This is a genomic window from Ramlibacter tataouinensis TTB310 (assembly GCF_000215705.1).
Taxonomy (GTDB): Bacteria; Pseudomonadota; Gammaproteobacteria; order Burkholderiales; family Burkholderiaceae_C; genus Ramlibacter; species Ramlibacter tataouinensis.
In genome coordinates, this window is record NC_015677.1 from 1,211,939 (window position 1) to 1,225,224 (window position 13,286).

A 13,286-nucleotide genomic window follows, 5' to 3' on the forward strand; every position below is an offset into this window, starting at 1 on the left:
GCTAGCATGGCCCCATGAAGATCAGTGACTTGGCCCGCGCCACCGGCGTGGACGTGGACACCATCCGCTATTACGAGAAAGCCGGCCTGCTGCCCGAGCCCGCGCGCGAGGCCAACGGCTACCGCCACTACGGCCCGGCCCAGCTGGAGCGGCTGGCCTTCGTGCGCCACTGCCGGGCGCTGGACATGCCGCTGGCCGACATCAAGCGGCTGCTGCAGGCGCTGGACGGCCAGGGCGACGACGTGGACGCGCTGGTGCAGGCCCAGCTGGCGCGGGTGCGCGCCCGGCTGCAGAGCCTGCAGGCGCTGGAGCACCAGCTGGTGGCCTTGCAGGCGCTCTGCGACGCCGACCATGCGCGCCACCCCTGCGGCATCCTGCAGGAGCTGGTGGCTGCGGCGCATGGCGAGGCCTGCGCCTGCCACGCCCCGGCTCGAGCTTCAGGCCTCGGCTGACGCCGGGCGCCGCGCCGGCTGCGCCGCGTCGAACCACAGCGTGACCAGCGCCAGCAGCGCGAACGGCAGCCCGACCCAGGCCAGCCGGTGGAAGCCCAGCACGTCGACGAAGGCACCGCTGAGGGCTGCGCCCAGCGCCGTGCCCACGTACAGCATGGAGCCGTTCAGGCTCATCAGCAGGGGCGCCTGCTCCGGCCAGCGCTGCGCCAGCAGCACCTGCTGCGGCGACATCATCCCGAAGCCGGCGACGCCCCAGACGACGAACACCACCACCGTCGCCACCGGATGGCCGCGCGTCAGCGGCACCAGCACCATCATCGCGGCCAGCACCAGCAGCTGCACCCGCAGCGTGCGGATGGGCCCGAAGCGGTCCCCGGCCCAGCCCCCGCTCAGCGTGCCCGCCACGCCCGACAGCCCGAACAGCACCAGGGTGAGCGACAGCTGCGCCGGCGTCAGCGGGTTGAGCGCCAGCAGCACCGGGCCGGCATAGGCGAACACGCTGAAGATGGCGATGAAGTACAGCAGCGTGCGCAGCCACACGCGCAGGATGGCCGGGTCCCGCGCGGCCTGGCCCAGCCCGCGGAAGCTGGCGCCGGGCGCCCCGATGCGCGCCGGCAGCAGCAGCATCAGCAGGGCGCCCACCGCCACGCAGGCGCCGGCCACGCCCCACACCGGCACCTGCCAGCTGTGGGCCAGTCCCAGCCAGGTGCCCAGCGGCACGCCGAAGGCATAGCTCAGGCTCATGCCCAGGAAGGTGAGCGACAGCGCGCGGCCGCGCCGCTCGGGCGGCACCACGGCCACCGCGACGCCGGCCGCCAGCGCGGTGAACACCGAGCCCGCGCCCATCAGCACCCGGCCCAGCAGCAGGGTGGTGAGCGAACCGGCCGACGCGCAAGCGGCGCAGCCGGCGGCGAACAGCGCCAGCGCCAGCAGCACCGCCCGCTTGCGCGGCCAGCGGCCGGTGGCCAGCAGGATCAGCGGGGCCAGCAGTGCCGAGGCCAGCGCATAGGCCGTCATGACCTGGCCGGCCGCGGCCACCCTCACGCCCAGCGAGGCGGCCAGCGGCTGCAGGATGCCGGACAGCACGAAGGCGCCGGTGCCGATGACCAGGTTGGTCAGCGCGAAGAGGTAGAGGACGGCCGGCATGCGCGAGCCCTCAGAACGAGAGCGCCACCTCGCCCAGCCCGTCGATCTCGCCGCGCACCCGCGCGCTCGCGGGCGCGAACAGCAGGCCGGTGCAGGAGCCGGTAGTGACCACCTGCCCGGCGCGCAGCGGCAGGCCGCGCGCCTCGCAATGCACGGCCAGCCAGGCCAGCAGCGACCAGATGTCGCGCGTGGGATGGCCGCCCACGGTGTCGGCGGCGGGGCTGCCGTCGAACCAGAGGCGGCAACGCAGCGAGGCCAGGTCCAGCCGTGCCGGCTTCAGGGCCGAAGCCGCGCCGGTGACCAGCACGTCGTGGCTTTGCAGGTCGGCCAGCTGGACCGGCGGCGGGCTTTGCCGGCCCTCGGCCAGCCGCGTGTCCACCACCTCGATGGCCGGCAGCAGCGCATCGACCGCGGCCACGATCTCGGCCGCAGGCAGCACACGCCCGTCCGGCAGCAGGTCGCGCCCCAGCCGCACCGCGACCTCCAGCTCGATGCCGCGCAGGGCCGCGCCCGGCCGGGCCAGGGTGGCGCCGCCGGGCAGCAGGCCGGACGAGGGCAGGGGTGCGCAGTTGGGCATGGCCTGTGCCGACGCGGCGCCGACCTTCCAGCCGCCGTGCGGCCCGAGCACGCGCAGGGTCGCGTCCTGGATGGCATAGGCATCGGTGGCCTGTGCCGCGGGGATGGACGCATGCGGCACCTTGCCGCCGCCACGGCGCGCCTCGGCGAGGGCCCGGCCGGCGGTTTCGAAATCGTTCCTCAGCATTGGGTTCCTTGGGAGAGCCCGGATGATAGGGGGCAGGCGCGTCGCCCAAGCGACGCCCACCGGGCCAGTCCCGATGGCATGCGGCGCGCGCGCCGTTAGGCTGGCGACCAGGACATCCCGGAGACACACGCCTTGCAGCGACCGCATCACCCGTTCTGGCCCAAGCGCCTGCCCCATGCCATGACCCCGCCGCAGACCTCGCTGTGGGACAACCTGGCCATCAGCGCCCGGCGCTACCCCGACAAGGCCGCCCTGGTGTTCCTGGGACGGGTGTTCAGCTATGCGCAGGTACAGCGCCAGGCCGAGCGCCTGGCCGCGCGGCTGCAGGCGCTGGGCGTGCAGCGCGGCGACCGGGTGGTGCTGGACATGCAGAACTGCCCGCAGCTGGTGATCGCGCACTTCGCCATCCTGCGCGCCAACGCGGTGGTGGTGCCGGTCAACCCGATGAACCGGGCGGAGGAGCTCAAGCACTACATCACCGACCCGGACGCCAAGGTCGCCATCACCACCGCCGACCTGGCGGCCGAGCTGGCCCGGGCCAGCAACGCGCTGCCGGCCGGCGAGCGGCTGGCCCACCTCATCGTCACCCACTTCACCGACGCCTTCGACCCCGCCGACACCGGCGAGCCCCTGCCGGCCGCCTGGCACGACTGGCTGCTGACGCGCCATGCCCTGCCTGCGCTGGAGGGCGGCGCGGCGATGGCCTGGACCGACGCCCTGGACAACGCGCTGCCGCTGCCCGAGCCCACCACCGGCCCCCAGGACATGGCGGTGCTGCCCTACACCAGCGGCACCACCGGCCTGCCCAAGGGCTGCATGCACCGGCACGCCAGCCTGATGCACAACGCCGTGGCCAGCGCCGCCTGGAGCAACGCTACGGCGGAGAACCGGACGCTGCTGGTCGTGCCCATGTTCCACATCACCGGCATGGTGAGCGTGATGCACGCCAGCATCTACGTGGGCGCCACGCTGGTGGTGATGCCGCGCTGGGACCGCGACCTGGCCGGCCGCCTGATCTCGCGCTGGAAGGTCACCACCTGGACCAACATCCCCACCATGGTCATCGACCTGCTGGGCAGCCCCCGCTTCGACCAGTACGACCTGTCCAGCCTGGTCCACATCGGCGGCGGCGGCGCCGCCATGCCCCAGGCGGTGGCGCAGCGGCTGTGGGAGCAGTTCGGCCTGCGCTACATCGAGGGCTACGGCCTGACCGAGACCTCCGCGCCCTCGCACAGCAACCCGCCCGATGCGCCCAAGCAGCAATGCCTGGGCGTGCCCTTCGTCAGCTGCGACGCGCGCGTGGTCGATCCCGAGACGCTGGCGGAGCTGCCGCCCGGCGAGCAGGGCGAGATCGTGGTGCACGGGCCCATGGTGTTCCAGGGCTACTGGAAGCGGCCCGACGCCACGGCCGCGGCCTTCTTCGAGCTGGAGGGCAAGCGCTTCTTCCGCACCGGCGACCTGGGACGCATGGACGAGGACGGCTATTTCTTCATCACCGACCGCCTCAAGCGCATGATCAACGCCTCGGGCTTCAAGGTCTGGCCGGCGGAGGTGGAGGCGCTGATGTTCAAGCACCCCGCCATCCAGGAGGCCTGCGTCATCTCGGCCAGGGACGCCTACCGCGGCGAGACCGTGAAGGCGGTGGTGGTGCTGCGGCCCTCGCACAAGGGCCAGGTCAGCGAGCAGGACATCGTGGACTGGTGCCGCGCGAACATGGCCGTGTACAAGGTGCCGCGCATCGTGCAGTTCGCGGATGCGCTGCCCAAGAGCGGCAGCGGCAAGGTGATGTGGCGCACCCTGCAGGAAGCTGAGCCGGCGGGCTGACCGGGTGCGGGCGGGCACGTGGCTTGCCGCACGGCGCCATCCAGATCCTGCCGGGAGACCTTCGATGAACTCGCCCTTTCCCACCTCCGACAACCCACCCCAGGAGCGCAACGACCAGGCACCCCTGGGCCCGCATCCCAGCTACGACGACGTGCTCGACACCGCGGTGGAGTACACCTTTCCCGCCAGCGACCCGGTCGCCGTGCAGAGCATCGCCGAGCACGAAGCCAGGCGCGAGCATGCCCAGGCCGGCCAGGGGCATCCCGCTGCCGGTCCCCAGGATGAGCAAGCCGGCGTGGCCGAGGAGGCCAGCCCGGGAGACCGGCCGTGAGGAGCCGCGCGCGGCTGCTGGGGCACCCCATCCACCAGATGTTGATCGTCTTCCCGCTGGGGCTGCTCGCCACCTCGGTGGTGTTCGACCTGATCGACCTGGCCACCGGAACCGGCGCCTTCCACGAGGTGGCGTACTGGACGCTGGCGGCGGGGCTGGTCGGGGCCCTCGTGTCGGCGCCGTTCGGCTTCATCGACTGGCTGCACGTGCCGCGCGGCACGCGGGCCCGGCGCGTGGGCGCGCTGCACGGCGCCGGCAACCTGGTAGTGACGGCGCTGTTCGCCGGCAGCTGGCTGCTGCGCGAACCGCAGGCCGAGGTGCCGGCGCTGGCCCTGGCCCTGTCGCTGGGCGGCACCGCGCTGGCGCTGGTCACGGCCTGGCTGGGCGGCGTGCTGGTCTCGCGCCTGGGCGTGGGCGTGTACGACGACGCGGGCCTGGACGCGCCCAGCTCGCTGCACGGCGACTACGACGCGCAAGAGGGCACCACGCCGCCGCGCGCCGGCGGCGGCAAGGCGCACGCACGGGCCCGTGCGCACTAGCGCGACGCGGGCTGCGCTAGAGGATGTCGGCGCCGTCGCCCTGGCCGACGGCTTCGTCGAATTCTTCCTGGGCCTGGCGCCGCCGCGCGCGCTCGCGCATGGCCATGCTGCCCAGCGCGATGCCCAGCGCGAAGCAGGCGTAGGCACCCACCAGCGCGCCGGTGGACACGCGGTGCTGGAAGCCGGGCGTGAAGCGCTCGGGCGTGAGCTTGAAATCCACCAAGGCGGCCACCGCGGTGGCCGCCGCCGCGCCGGCGAGCGCCGGCACCGGCCGCTTGTTCTCGGGCTGCGTGCCCCAGAAGCGCGCGTGCAGCACGCCCCACATCGTGGCCGCGCCGTGGTGGATGGCGTAGCCGGTCAGCGTGTGGCGCAGCGTGGGCTCGTCCTGCCGCAAGGCCTCGCCCTTCCACAGCCACTGGCTGGCGGCGTTGATGGGCGCGGTGGCGCTGCCGGCCTGGCGGCGGCCGGCCCAGGCCAGCGCCGCAAACGACAGCAGGCTGGCCAGGCTGCCGGACACCGCGCCTTCGCGCAATGCCTGGCCCCAATCGGGATCGGTGGTGTTCTTCATGGCCGCAGTCTAGGAGCGCCGCCGCGCGGCGCAGGGTCGTCATTGCAAGGCGTAACCGCCGGGTCCGCCTTGTGGCTAGACTCGTCGCCCAGCAACGGCGGGGGTACGGGATGCGGATCTTGATGACGGGCGCGACGGGCTTCATCGGCAGGGCCCTGGCCCGGGCCCTGCTGCGAGAGGGCCACGAGCTGGTGTGCGCGGTGCGCGACCCGGCGCGGCTGAGCCTCGGCAGCGGCGCCTGGCGCGGCCTGCGGGTCGACCTGTCCACGGTCCCCATGAGCGAATGGTGGAAGCCGCACCTGGCGGGCATCGACGCCGTCATCAATGCGGTGGGCATCATCCGCGAGCAGCCGGGCCAGACTTTCGAGGCCCTGCACGACCGGGCGCCGTGCGAGCTCTTCCATGCCTGCGCGCAGGCCGGCGTGCGGCAGGTGGTGCAGGTCTCGGCCCTGGGCGCCGATGCGCAGGCCACCAGCCGCTACCACCTGAGCAAGAAGGCCGCCGATGACGTGCTGCGCGCGCTGCCGGTGGCCGGCACGGTGGTGCAGCCTTCGCTGGTGTACGGCAGCGAAGGCGCCAGTGCCGCGATGTTCAACCAGATGGCCGCCGCGCCCCTGCTGGCCCTGCCGCAGCGTGGCGGCATGGCCGTGCAGCCGGTGCATGCGACCGATGTGGTGGCGGGCGTGCTGGCGCTGCTGCGCAAGCCACCGGCGCCGGGTTCCACCATCGCCTTCGTCGGGCCGCAGCCCATGCCCCTGCGCGACTACCTGCGCCAGCTGCGCCGGGCGCTGGGCATCGCCGGTCCGCTGCCGGTGCTGCCCTTGCCCACTTTCCTGTTCATGACCGGCGCCCGCGTCGCCGCGCGCCTGCCGGGCAGCATCCTGGACGAGGAGACGGCGGGCATGCTGCTGCGCGGCAATGCCGCGCCGGCCGCCGACTTCCGGCGCCTGCTGGGCCGTCCGCCGCGCGAGGTGGCGCAGTTCATCCACGCCGCCGAGGCGCCGGCGCTGCGCACGCAGGCCGTGCTGGGCGTGTGGCTGCCGGTGCTGCGCGTCGCGCTGGCCTTGCTGTGGATCTGGACGGCCATCGTCTCGCTGGGCCTGTACCCGGTGGCGCAGAGCTACGAGCTGCTGGCGCGCGTCGGCCTGACCGGCGGTCTGGCCGCGCTGGCGCTGTACGGCGCGGCGGGGCTGGACCTGCTGCTGGGCGTGCTCACGCTGGCCGCGCCCGCCGCCTGGCGTCGCTGGGTCTGGGCATCGCAATTGCTCCTGATTGGGGGTTACACGCTGCTCATCACCCTCTTTTTGCCGGAGTACTGGCTGCACCCCTATGGCCCCCTCAGCAAGAACCTGCCCCTTCTGGCGGCGATCGGCCTGCTGTGGGCGCTGGAGCCGGCACGCCCGGCGCACGGAGGACTCCGCTGATGGAGTACCTGGCCGTCAAGTGGGTGCACATCCTGTCGTCCACGGTGCTGTTCGGCACCGGCATCGGTTCGGCCTTCTACCTGCTGGCGGCCACGCTGCAGCGCGACGTGAAGGTGGTGGCCGCCGTCAGCCGCACCGTGGTGCTGGCCGACTGGCTGTTCACCGCCACCACCGCGGTGCTGCAGCCGCTCACCGGCCTGTGGCTGGTGCATACGCTGCGCCTGCCGCTGTCGACGCCCTGGGTGGCGTGGTCGCTGGGGCTGTACGTGTTCGCGATCGCCTGCTGGCTGCCGGTGGTGTGGATCCAGATGAGGCTGCGCGACCACGCCGTGGCGGCGGCCGCGGCGGGCAGGGCGCTGCCCCCGGCGTACTGGCGGTTGTTCACGGCCTGGGTGGTGCTGGGCTTCATCGCCTTTTTCGCCTTCCTGGCGATCTTCTGGCTGATGGTGGCCAAGCGGCTGCCGTGGGAAGGCTGAGGCGTCGCGGGTGAACGCACGAGAGCCGATCCTCGATTGCCTGGTCATCGGCGGCGGCGCGGCGGGCCTGACGGCGGCCGTGTACCTGGCGCGCTACCGGCGCACCCTGCGCGTGATCGACGAAGGCCGCAGCCGGCTGCAGTGGATCCCCAAGACGCGCAACGTCATGGGGTTCCCGGACGGCGTGGCGGGCAGCGTGCTGTGGGACCGGCTGCGCCAACATGCGGCGCGCTACGGCATCGAGCCCGAGCCCGGGCGCGTGGAGTCGCTGGTGCTGCGCGAGGACGGCGCGTTCGAGGCGGGCGTCGACGGCCGGCGCCTGCTGGCGCGCAAGGTGCTCCTGGCCACCGGCGCCAGCGACGTCGAGCCCGTGGTCGCCGGCCTGCGCGAGGGCCTGGCGCATGGCCAGGTGCGGTACTGCCCGGTGTGCGACGGCTTCGAGACGCAGGGCCAGCGCGTGGCGGTCATGGGCCCGGGCCTGCACGGCTTGCGCGAATCGCTGTTCGTCTCCGGCTTCGACAACCGCGTCACCTGGCTGTCCATGGGGTCGCTGCAGGCGGTATCCGCCGATCAGGCCGGGCGCCTGCGCGGCTGCGGCGTGCAGGTCCACGACGGGCAGCCGCACGGCATCGCCTGCGTGCCGGGCGCCGAGGTGCGGGTCACGATGGACGACGGCCAGGTGCTGGTGTTCGACACGCTGTACCCGGCGCTGGGGCAGACGCATGCGTCGGCGCTCGCGGTACGCCTGGGCGCCCGGTGCGCGGACGACGGGCAGCTGGAGGTCGACTCGCACCTGCGCACCGCGGTGCCGGGCTTGTTCGCGGCGGGGGATGTGGCGCAGGGGCTGAACCAGATCAGCGTGGCCGCGGGGCAGGCGGCGATCGCGGCGACGGCGATTCACAACAGCTTGTAGGGCGGGGCGGGTTGCAGGGTTTGTCGCCGGGTGGTCAGTGGGGACTGCGGCGGAAGGCCGCGCCAGGCAAGGGGCGAACGGCTTCGGCGAGAAGGCAACCGCCGTGTCATCCCGCGGCTTTGCGGGAATTCGCGCCCGTCTCATGGGGTCGTCGGCAGTGGCGCCGGTGGTGGCCTGTTGATATAAATCAACGGGTTAGGCAACAAGGAGGACCCAAGAATGACCCCTTCACTGCTTTTCGCTTTCCTGCTTGACGGAAAAACGGTGCAAGTCGCCATCCAATCTCCCGGTGGGGAAGCACGCGCGAGCGCCTTTCCGGACAGCGAGCAAGGGATCCAGGCATTCGACAAATGGCTCAAGGCTGAGAACCCGATCACGGACCCGACGACCGCCCATTCGTGTGTGGCGACATCGGGGGAGCAGGACGAGGCATTCTTTTCGTCCCCGTTTGTCGAGTTCGCGTACAACGGGACACGAAACACCTCGGCTTGGAGCAAGGACCGCCTCCTCCAGGCGGGGGGTGGCGAGCTGAGCGCCACCGCCCTTCTGCGATCTTGGGCGAAAGAGGAGGGCTACGCTGCCTAGTGAGCCTGGCGTAACCTGGGTACTCAGGGCATCGCGACCGGGTGCTCGTGAGTTCTTCGAAAGACTTGGGTTCCGGCCCTCGTCAGACGCAATGGAGCGAAATCGTGAGAGTCGCCATGACGTCTGACATGGCAGTGGATGCGGACGTGGAGCTTGCCTCGCTTTCGTTGACACTTTCGCCTGTACGAGGCGGTTTCCATTAAGGACGGTCGGCCAATGCACCCTGACGTGGCACTTCGTTGCCGCTCCGCATAGGGCTGCGTGCAGCCCGGCCGACGGTCCACTCCTTACTGAGGCAAGCTCTTATGACAATCGAGCTGGACAAAGAGGTGCGCAAGGAGGCGGCCGCGTCCATCGAGCGCTACTTCCGCGAGAAGATGGACGAGCCCATCGGCAATATCGCCGCGGCCGGTCTGCTGTCGTTCTTCCTCGAGGAGATCGGCCCGGTGGTCTACAACCAGGCGGTGGCCGACGTGCAGGAACGCATGAAGGCGCGCCTGGAGGAGCTGCAAGCCCGCGTCGAGGAGCTCGACATCGAAGTGCACGAGGAGCCGTTCCAGTACTGGCGCAAGTTCGAGCGGCCGCACAAGGCAAAGTAGCGTGACCTGCGCACCCGGCACCGACGCGCTCGCCGAGCGCTATGACGCGATGTGGGCCGAGGCAGCACCCCTTGTCCGCGCGGGCGGGGCCGCGCTCGATCCCTGGCTGGCCCGACCGGCCGGGGACGCGCGTCGCGGGGTCACGTTGCTCGCCCGACCGGCGCGGTCGGTTGCCGCCGCGCTCACCGCGTTTCTGGGGTGGCTTCGGGCTCTGGAGCCTGCGCAGTACTACCAGCCGGAAGCGGAGCTCCACCACACGGTCCTGTCGCTGTTTACCGCGACGGCGGACTACGCGCCGCACCTGGAGCACCTGCCGGCCTACCGCGCCGCCGTTGCCGATGCCATTGCGGAGGTGCCCCCGTTCACGATCGCCGTGAGCGGGGTCACGCTCGCCCCCGGGGCGGTCCTGGCCCAGGGCTTCCCGCAGGATGGAACTCTGGCCGCAGTCCGCGAGCGCCTGCGGGCGGCGCTCGGCGCACGCGGCCTCGGGGGCGCGCTGGACCGCCGCTATCGGCTCGAGACCGCGCACATGACGCTGGTGCGGTTCGCTTCGCCGCTGCGCGACGCTGCCCGCTTCGTCGACGCGGTGGCCGCCGCGCGCGCGACCGATTTCGGCGCCTCGGAGGTGGACGGGCTCGAGTTGGTGCTGGGCGACTGGTACCACACCGCCGCGCACGAGCGGGAACTCGCCCGGTACCGTCTGGACGGGGCGCGCCCGCGCGCCACGTGATGTGGCAAAGTCATAACTCTTCTTGGACCAGCCGGATTTCCGCTCGTGGCGGACGCGATGTCCGCAGCTTCCGGCCGCCTTATTGCATGAGCTGCAGCGCTGCATCGAGCAGCCCAACGAGTACCTCCAGCACCACACGCCATGATCTCGCGCCAGTACATCGCCGAAGTGAAGTTGAGGCGCGAAGAAGTGCCCTCGTTCGCTCAGTACCCCTTCGCGCTTGCTGCCATACGCACCCGATGCCCAACGGACTCTCGCCCAGACTCGCCGCCGCTGTCGACGCGCTGCCGCTGAAGCCGGGGCTTCGCGTCCTGGAGATCGGCTGCGGGCCGGGTGCCGCCGCACGTGCGGTCGCCGGGCGCATCGGCGAAGGCCACGTTCTCGGCATCGACCGGTCGGCAACGGCCATCCGCCAGGCCATCGCCGGTTCGAGGCCCGAGATCGCCTCCGGGCGCCTGAGCTTTCGTGTGGCGGCCATAGAGGAGTTCGAGCTCGAGCCGGGTGAGCAGGCCTATGACCTGGCTTTCGCACTGCGGGTGGGTGCGCTCGATGGGCGGCATCCCGAAATCGAGCAGGCGGCGCTTCTGCGTGTTGCGGCTGCCCTGCGGAAGGACGGCCGCCTTTTCATCGACGGGGGTGCTCCATTGCGGGAGGTTCCCCTTGGTCGTCCCCTGCCATGAGAAGAGGCCTCCCGGTGCCGACAACGCTCGACCTGATCTGGAACCGGGCCTGCTGCGGCGGAGGCGATGCCCGCTTCTCAGCCAATCCGGCAGAATTCGCTCCGGTCGGGTGACGAGAGACCACCGGAGGCACCATGGCGAAGTCATACCTCTTTCTAAAGCCGGCCACACTCCCGCTTGTGGCGAGCGAGCTGTCGGCAGATTCCGTCGGTCCCATCGATCCCGGCGAGGTCGAACGCAGCCTCAAGGAGGCCGTGCCCCAGCTGGTGTGGGAGAACGCCACCCAAGCATCTGGCGAGGTGGAGGAAGGGTGGATCGAGTTTTCCCAGACCGGCGAGGGAGCCAGTCGAACGCTCTCCCTGCGCTGTTCCTTGAGAGCGGACTACACAGCCCTGGTGCAGCGCCTCTGCGACCGCTATGGGTGGGTCGCATTCGACGACACGCCGCTCTGCTTCCAGCCGCACCGCCCGCCTATGGGCGTGTGAGCCTCTTGCACGCAAACCCGGCGTTGAGCGCAGCCGCGCAAGCCGTCATGCTCCTCGAGTTTGCTCCGCGATGAACGATCAGGAATCCCTTCTCGCCGCCCTCCATGAGGAAGTACGGCTGCACGGCTACGACCCCGCGTGGCCGTCCCGGTTTGCCGCCGAGCGCGACCGGTTGGTGTCCTCGCTCCCGGAGGCGTTCGTGGAGATCCAACACATCGGCAGCACCGCCGTCCCCGGCCTGCCGGCCAAGCCCATCATCGACATCCTGGCCGGCGTGAGATCCATGGCCGAGGCCGAGTCGCTTGCGGAGCGGATCTGCAGGTCGGGCTACACCACCTCGGCCGAGTTCAACGCCAGCTTGCACGACCGCAGGTGGTTCATGCGCTGGGCTGACGGCCGCCGCACCCATCATCTCCACGTCGTGGTTCATGACAGCCAGGCATGGCGCGAACGCGTGGATTTCCGTGACGCGTTGCGCTCGCGCCCGGAGCTGGCGTCCCGCTATGCGGCGCTGAAGTCGCAGCTCGCGCTAAGGCACGCGACGGACCGGGAGGCCTACACGGAGGCGAAATCCGAGTTCGTGCGTTCCGTGCTGGCAGGCGCGTGCTAAGTTCGTGCCCGCGCGGGCACACCGACCCACCTGACAAGGCTCCCATGAAGATCACCGCCGTCGAACCCTTCATCCTCCACGTGCCGGTCACCGGCTCGCACATCGCCGACAGCACGCACAGCATCACGCACTGGGGCGTGGTGGGCGCCCGCATCGCCACCGACGACGGCCTGTCCGGCTACGGCTTCACCGGCACCCATGCCCACCTGCCGGGCGACCGGCTGATCGCGCAGTGCATCGCCACCTGCCACGCGCCTCTGCTGCTGGGCGAGGACGCGCACGACGTGCAGCGGCTGTGGGTCAGGCTGGCGCGCAACCCCGCGCTGCAATGGATCGGCCGCGCCGGCATCACCACGCTGTCGCACGCCGCCATCGACATCGCGCTGTGGGACCTCAAGGCCAAGGCGGCCGGCGTGCCGCTGTGGAAGCTGCTGGGTGGCCAGGTGCACGCGCGCATGCGGGCCTACAACACCGACATCGGCTGGCTCAGCATCGCCGACGAGGCGCTGGTGGCCGGCGCGCGGCGCGCGGTCGATGCGGGCTTCACGGGCATCAAGATCAAGGTGGGTTCCACCGTGGAGCGCGACCTGCGCCGCCTGGAGGCGGTGCGCCGGGCCATCGGTCCCGACGTGACGCTGGCCGTGGACGGCAACGGCAAGTGGGACCTGGCGACCTGCCTGCGCTTTTGCCGCGGGGCCGAGGCCTTCGACGTCTACTGGTTCGAGGAGCCGCTGTGGCACGACGACGTGAAGGGCCACGCGGAGCTGGCGCGCGCCACCCGCATCCCGGTGGCGCTGGGCGAGCAGCTGTACACGCAGGACGCGTTCAGCGAGTTCTTCCACCAGAACGCCATCCACTGGGTGCAGCCCGACGTGACGCGCATGGGCGGCCTGACCGAGGTGCTGCGCGTGTGCGAGGCGGCGCATGCCCACCGGCTGCCGGTGGCGCCGCATGCCGGCGACATGAGCCAGGTGCACGTGCACCTGAGCTATGCCCACCCGGCCTGCCAGGTGCTGGAGTACATCCCCTGGATCAAGGACTGCTTCACCGACCCGGCGGAAGTGGAGGACGGCTGCTTCGCCCTGCCGCAGCAGCCGGGGGCGGGCACGACGCCGACCCGGGACGCCTGGCAACGCTACCGCCAGCCGGTGTGAACGCCGC

17 protein-coding genes are annotated in these 13,286 nt (G+C 71.4%); 14 read left to right on the top strand and 3 right to left on the bottom strand.

Annotated features, from left to right (window positions below; all coding sequences use genetic code 11):
• The first annotated feature begins 14 nt into the window (after positions 1–14).
• The gene (locus RTA_RS06020) at positions 15–452 is read left to right on the top strand and encodes a Cd(II)/Pb(II)-responsive transcriptional regulator (RefSeq protein WP_041675104.1); all 438 of its coding nucleotides are present in this window, start codon (positions 15–17) and stop codon (positions 450–452) included.
• Here the strand turns inward: RTA_RS06020 and RTA_RS06025 are convergent.
• Positions 438–1,598 (bottom strand): MFS transporter, encoded by a 1,161-nt coding sequence (locus RTA_RS06025; RefSeq protein ID WP_013900496.1) that lies wholly within the window; start codon positions 1,596–1,598, stop codon positions 438–440. The genes RTA_RS06020 and RTA_RS06025 overlap by 15 nt on opposite strands.
• 10 nt (positions 1,599–1,608) lie before the next feature.
• The gene (locus RTA_RS06030) at positions 1,609–2,361 is read right to left on the bottom strand and encodes a 2-keto-4-pentenoate hydratase (protein ID WP_013900497.1); all 753 of its coding nucleotides are present in this window, start codon (positions 2,359–2,361) and stop codon (positions 1,609–1,611) included.
• 132 nt (positions 2,362–2,493) lie between these two features.
• On the opposite strand from RTA_RS06030, the gene RTA_RS06035 reads away from it, so the two are divergent.
• The 3 genes from RTA_RS06035 (at position 2,494) to RTA_RS06045 (ending at position 5,055) form a co-directional block, all read left to right on the top strand.
• A complete protein-coding gene (locus RTA_RS06035; protein ID WP_013900498.1) occupies positions 2,494–4,185 on the top strand; it encodes a long-chain fatty acid--CoA ligase in 1,692 nt (563 codons plus the stop codon).
• A gap of 64 nt (positions 4,186–4,249) precedes the next feature.
• Entirely contained in the window at positions 4,250–4,516 is a 267-nt protein-coding gene (locus RTA_RS06040) for a hypothetical protein (protein WP_013900499.1), read from the top strand.
• The gene (locus RTA_RS06045; RefSeq protein WP_013900500.1) at positions 4,513–5,055 is read left to right on the top strand and encodes a DUF2231 domain-containing protein; all 543 of its coding nucleotides are present in this window, start codon (positions 4,513–4,515) and stop codon (positions 5,053–5,055) included. The genes RTA_RS06040 and RTA_RS06045 overlap by 4 nt, the downstream gene beginning before the upstream one ends.
• Before the next feature lie 16 nt (positions 5,056–5,071).
• Here RTA_RS06045 and RTA_RS06050 read toward each other — a convergent pair whose 3' ends face one another.
• Positions 5,072–5,623: a hypothetical protein gene (locus RTA_RS06050; protein WP_193384812.1), complete on the bottom strand. Its 552-nt coding sequence runs from the start codon at positions 5,621–5,623 to the stop codon at positions 5,072–5,074.
• Between the two features lie 122 nt (positions 5,624–5,745).
• On the opposite strand from RTA_RS06050, the gene RTA_RS06055 reads away from it, so the two are divergent.
• The 10 genes from RTA_RS06055 to RTA_RS06100 all read left to right on the top strand — a co-directional run bounded on the left by RTA_RS06055 (position 5,746) and on the right by RTA_RS06100 (position 13,279).
• On the top strand, positions 5,746–7,047 hold the full coding sequence (locus tag RTA_RS06055) for an SDR family oxidoreductase (RefSeq protein ID WP_226986124.1): 1,302 nt from the start codon (positions 5,746–5,748) through the stop codon (positions 7,045–7,047).
• Positions 7,047–7,523: a DUF2269 family protein gene (locus RTA_RS06060; protein ID WP_013900503.1), complete on the top strand. Its 477-nt coding sequence runs from the start codon at positions 7,047–7,049 to the stop codon at positions 7,521–7,523. The genes RTA_RS06055 and RTA_RS06060 overlap by 1 nt, the downstream gene beginning before the upstream one ends.
• Positions 7,524–7,533: 10 nt before the next feature.
• Positions 7,534–8,436 carry an NAD(P)/FAD-dependent oxidoreductase gene (locus tag RTA_RS06065; protein WP_013900504.1) on the top strand — a complete coding sequence of 301 codons (903 nt, stop codon included), beginning with the start codon at positions 7,534–7,536 and terminating at the stop codon, positions 8,434–8,436.
• 219 nt (positions 8,437–8,655) lie between these two features.
• Positions 8,656–9,021, top strand: coding sequence for a hypothetical protein (locus tag RTA_RS06070; protein ID WP_013900505.1), 366 nt, complete (start codon positions 8,656–8,658; stop codon positions 9,019–9,021).
• A gap of 305 nt (positions 9,022–9,326) precedes the next feature.
• A complete protein-coding gene (locus tag RTA_RS06075; protein WP_013900506.1) occupies positions 9,327–9,620 on the top strand; it encodes a DUF2164 domain-containing protein in 294 nt (97 codons plus the stop codon).
• 1 nt (position 9,621) lies between these two features.
• Positions 9,622–10,350 carry a 2'-5' RNA ligase family protein gene (locus RTA_RS06080; protein WP_041675106.1) on the top strand — a complete coding sequence of 243 codons (729 nt, stop codon included), beginning with the start codon at positions 9,622–9,624 and terminating at the stop codon, positions 10,348–10,350.
• A 239-nt stretch (positions 10,351–10,589) separates the two neighbouring features.
• Positions 10,590–11,030, top strand: a complete 441-nt coding sequence (locus RTA_RS06085) for a methyltransferase domain-containing protein (protein ID WP_041675107.1) — start codon at positions 10,590–10,592, stop codon at positions 11,028–11,030.
• A gap of 134 nt (positions 11,031–11,164) precedes the next feature.
• Entirely contained in the window at positions 11,165–11,515 is a 351-nt protein-coding gene (locus tag RTA_RS06090) for a hypothetical protein (protein ID WP_013900508.1), read from the top strand.
• A gap of 70 nt (positions 11,516–11,585) precedes the next feature.
• Entirely contained in the window at positions 11,586–12,125 is a 540-nt protein-coding gene (locus tag RTA_RS06095) for a GrpB family protein (protein ID WP_041675108.1), read from the top strand.
• Between the two features lie 44 nt (positions 12,126–12,169).
• Positions 12,170–13,279, top strand: coding sequence for a mandelate racemase/muconate lactonizing enzyme family protein (locus RTA_RS06100; RefSeq protein WP_013900510.1), 1,110 nt, complete (start codon positions 12,170–12,172; stop codon positions 13,277–13,279).
• The last annotated feature ends 7 nt before the right edge of the window (positions 13,280–13,286 follow it).